Source organism: Mesorhizobium sp. M7A.F.Ca.CA.001.08.2.1 (assembly GCF_003998455.1).
GTDB lineage: Bacteria > Pseudomonadota > Alphaproteobacteria > Rhizobiales > Rhizobiaceae > Mesorhizobium > Mesorhizobium ciceri.
The window spans coordinates 1-3,918 of the sequence record NZ_RZPW01000608.1; the positions used below are offsets into that span (position 1 = coordinate 1).

Consider the following 3,918-nt stretch of genomic DNA (forward strand, 5'->3'; position numbering starts at 1 on the left):
GCTGAGGGACGCGGCCGTATCGTCGGGATCACCGATGGCGTATTCGCCATCGCGCTCACCCTGATCGTTCTCGAAATCAGGGTGCCGGCGCACGAGGCGATCCATTCCGAACGCGAGCTGCTCGCCGCGATCGCCGACCTGGCGCCGCGTTTCCTGACCTACGCCTTGAGCTTCCTGACGCTGACCATCTTCTGGTTTGGCCAGCAGGCGCAGCATGGTCTGATCGCCAAATCCGATCGACGGCTTGCCACGCTGAACCTTTGCTTTCTCGCCTTCATCGCCTTGCTGCCCTTCTCGACCGATCTTCTGGCCGACTTCCTCGAGTTCAGAACCGCGGTGCTGGTCTACTGGCTCAATCTGCTGGCGCTCGGCGTCACGCTGTTCGCGAGCTGGCGTTATGCGGAGAAAAGCGGCTTCGTAGCAGAGGATGTCGATGCGGAAACCAAACGCACGGTCTATCTGCGCATCATCAAGGCACAGATCCTGTGGGCGGTCGGCGCCGCACTCTCGCTTGTCAGTCCCTTGCTCGGCGTCGGCTTCATCCTGGTCGTGCAGTTGGTCTATGCCGCCGCGCTTCGCGGTTCACTGCTGCGCAAGGTTATCGGCTGAGGGCCCGCCGACAAACTCCACCGTCACGCCCGGCGAAACCAATTTGGCCAGCTCCCGCGCATCCCAGTTGGTCAGGCGTACGCAGCCATGGCTCTCGGTCTTGCCGATCTTCGACGGATCGGGCGTGCCGTGGATGCCGTAGGTCGGCTTATCCAGGGCGATCCAGACCGAACCGACGGGACCGTTCGGGCCCGGCGGAATGGTCAGGACCTTGTCGTTTTGACCCTGCTTGAAATTGATGCTGGGATTGTAGGTGTAGTTCGGATCGAGCGCCACGCGCGACACCGTGTGTATGCCGGACGGTGACGGCGTATCCGACGAGCCGATGGTTGCGGGATAGGCGGCGACCAGTTTGCCGCCGGCGTCATAGGCGAAAACCTCTTTCTTGTCCTTGTCGGCGACGATACGCGCCACCGGTGTCGAAACCAGCCTGCCGAAATTGGCGACCTTGATGATCGTGCCGGGACGATTGAAATCGACCTCCGGGTTGAGCGCCTTGAGATAATTCTCGTCCATGTGAAAGCGCTCCGCGAGCGCCTCGGTCACCGACGTATAACCCATGCGGTCGAGTTGCGCCTTCTGGCTGTAGTCTTCCGGGATCGACGCGACATAGGGACCGGCCGCGTCCTCCGCTGTGATCGTGTAGTTGGCGAAGGCATCGCCGCCGGATTGCGCAAGTGCCGCCTGGATGGCGACCGCGTCGGTCGATCGCAGATTGGCGCCGGTGATCTGGTTGTAGGCGGCGAGCGCCTTGTCGACATTCGAACCGAAACGCCCGTCGATGACGCCAGGCGAAGCGCCACCCCGGTCGAGCAGCACCTGAAGGGCGGCGACATCCTGGCGCGCTCCCAGCGAAAGTGCCGGGGCAACGGTGGTCTTGTCGCCGGCCTTTGGCGGCAGAGCCGCCTGATCGGCGGGGGTCTCCGGCTGGGGAGGGTCTATCGAGGCCTCGTTCAGCGGCTGGCGCTTGATTGTACCCGGCTTAGCCGGCTGCGGCGCGTCGGGATAATTGTCGTCGTAATTGCCATCGTCCTGCGGCGCCGGCGGGTAGGCTTCGACGGAATTGTCCCCATAGGGATCGTACTCATCCACCGGCGGCGGGATAACGCGGCCTTCCTCTTCCAACTGCTTGCGCCGGAACCGCGCCATGTCTTCCGGATCGTCGAGATAGTAGCGGTCGTCGCCTTCGGGGGCGCGGCCCAGTTCGCGCAGTCGTGTCTCGCGGCGCAAGGCGCGGCGGTCGAGCCGGGTCTGCGGCGGCTGGATGGCGATGACCTTGCCGGTATCGGCATCGACGATCACGCGGTTGCCCCTGGCGTCGTAGTAGATGTCGAGATTACCGTCCTGGGCGACAAGGATGCCCCCGGTATCGGCAGCGCGGACAACCCTTGGCGCATTGTCCGTCGTCGGCGCGGCGAACGCCCCGGAAGACACAAGCCCGGCGGCTAGCGCCGAGAGGGCAAAGATCGTGCGGAACATGGTGGCCAAATTCTCCGGTCCGTAAATTTGCCGCCGCCGGCATTGTCTTCTGGCGAACCCCTTCGCCAGCAAACCAGTTACACCATCCTATGGTTCCAACATGAACCGGGCATGAAGATGGCGGTTTTCCGGCGCCTCAAGGAATATAGGCTAGCTTTCGGCAAGTCCCAATTCCTTGCGCGCCTGCCTGGTAAGCTTCAGGGCGACAAGGCGATGGCTCTCGCGCAGATAGTCCTTCAGCGCGGCATCATCCATGCTCTGGCTTGTCCGACGCTGGATCCATGTCATGCCGCGCGAAGCAAGATACGGTGCGGGCCGTAGCCCCGGCTGTTCCTTGAGCACATCATAGGCGATATCGGAACATTTGAAGGTGACGAAGAGCTGCTGGCCATCGTCCCAGCCGCCGATCGCGAAGACCTTGGCCCCCACCTTCCAAACATGGGCGCCACCCCACTGGACGACATGGGTCGTCGAAGGCAGCGAGTCGCAGAAGCTGTTGTAGTCGTCCAGTGTCATCCCCGCCCCACGTTTTATATGAAAACGCCGCGCGTCCAGGAAGGACGCGCGGCGCAGGATCAGGCTGCCGCTTCCGCCGCGACGATCGTCGGTTTGGAGCGGAAATTCAGCCGGTCGGAACCGGCTGTCACCTTGACGGTCGAGCCGTCGAGGATGTCGCCGAGCAGGATCTTCTCCGCCAGTGGGTCCTGCAATTCCTTCTGCATCACCCGCTTCAGCGGCCGCGCGCCATAGGCCGGGTCGTAGCCCTTGGCCGCCAGCCAATCCACCGCCTCCTGGTCCAGCGATAGCGTGATCTTGCGGTCGACAAGCAGGCTCTCGAGCCGCTTGAGCTGGATCTCGACGATGCGGCCCATATCCTGCCGGCGCAGCCGGTGGAACAGGATCACCTCATCGACGCGGTTGAGGAACTCCGGCCGGAACGATGCCCTGACGACGTTCATCACCTCGTCGCGCACCAGATCGACATCTTGGTCCTCGGTGAGGTTGACGAGATATTCGGCGCCGAGGTTCGACGTCATGATGATCAGCGTGTTGCGGAAGTCGACCGTGCGGCCCTGGCCGTCGGTCAGACGGCCGTCGTCGAGCACCTGCAAAAGCACGTTGAACACATCCGGATGCGCCTTCTCGATCTCGTCGAACAGCACGACCTGATAGGGCCTGCGCCGCACCGCTTCGGTCAGCGCGCCGCCTTCCTCATAGCCGACATAGCCGGGAGGCGCGCCGATCAGCCGGGCGACCGAGTGCTTTTCCATGAACTCCGACATATCGATGCGCACCATGGCGCTCTCGTCGTCGAACAGAAAGCTCGCCAGCGCCTTGGTCAGCTCGGTCTTGCCGACCCCCGTCGGTCCGAGGAACATGAACGAGCCGATCGGCCGGTTCGGATCCTGCAGGCCCGCGCGGGCGCGCCGCACCGCTTTCGACACAGCTTGCACCGCCTCGCCCTGGCCAACGACGCGCTTGCCGATCTCGTCTTCCATGCGCAGCAGCTTGTCGCGCTCGCCCTGCAGCATCTTGTCGACCGGAATGCCGGTCCAGCGCGAGACGATATGGGCGACGTGGTCGGGGGTAACCACCTCTTCGACCATGCCGGCTTTGCCGTCCTGGGCCTCGGCCTCCTTCAGCTTCTTTTCCAGTTCCGGAATCTTGCCATAGGCAAGCTCGCCGGCGCGCTGGAATTCACCCTTGCGCTGGGCAATGGCAAGGTCGTTGCGCGCCTCGTCGAGCTGCTTCTTCAGGTCGGCGGCGAGCCCGAGCTTCTGCTTCTCGGCCTGCCACTTGGCGGTGATCTCGGTCGATTCCTCCTCAAGG

At 63.5% G+C, this 3,918-nt stretch carries 4 protein-coding genes; 1 reads left to right on the plus strand and 3 read right to left on the minus strand.

The features are described from left to right. Positions 1–609, plus strand: a 609-nt coding sequence (locus EN914_RS27340) for a TMEM175 family protein (protein ID WP_127389380.1), incomplete at its 5' end; no start/stop codon positions are given. Here the strand turns inward: EN914_RS27340 and EN914_RS27345 are convergent. The 3 genes from EN914_RS27345 to EN914_RS27355 all read right to left on the minus strand — a co-directional run. Next, positions 583–2,088 (minus strand): L,D-transpeptidase family protein, encoded by a 1,506-nt coding sequence (locus tag EN914_RS27345; RefSeq protein ID WP_127389381.1) that lies wholly within the window; start codon positions 2,086–2,088, stop codon positions 583–585. The two genes, EN914_RS27340 and EN914_RS27345, sit on opposite strands and share 27 nt — an antisense overlap. A 150-nt stretch (positions 2,089–2,238) precedes the next feature. Continuing rightward, a complete protein-coding gene (locus EN914_RS27350; protein ID WP_013529465.1) occupies positions 2,239–2,604 on the minus strand; it encodes an MmcQ/YjbR family DNA-binding protein in 366 nt (121 codons plus the stop codon). 59 nt (positions 2,605–2,663) lie between these two features. Further along, the coding region (locus EN914_RS27355; protein WP_127389382.1) for an AAA family ATPase at positions 2,664–3,918 on the minus strand (1,255 nt) is incomplete at its 5' end.

Excerpts from the sequence above, each read along its gene's own strand:
- EN914_RS27345 (WP_127389381.1), bottom strand. The coding sequence starts at position 2,088 with ATGTTCCGCACGATCTTTGCCCTCTCGGCGCTAGCCGCCGGGCTTGTG.
- EN914_RS27350 (WP_013529465.1), bottom strand. The coding sequence starts at position 2,604 with ATGACACTGGACGACTACAACAGCTTCTGCGACTCGCTGCCTTCGACG.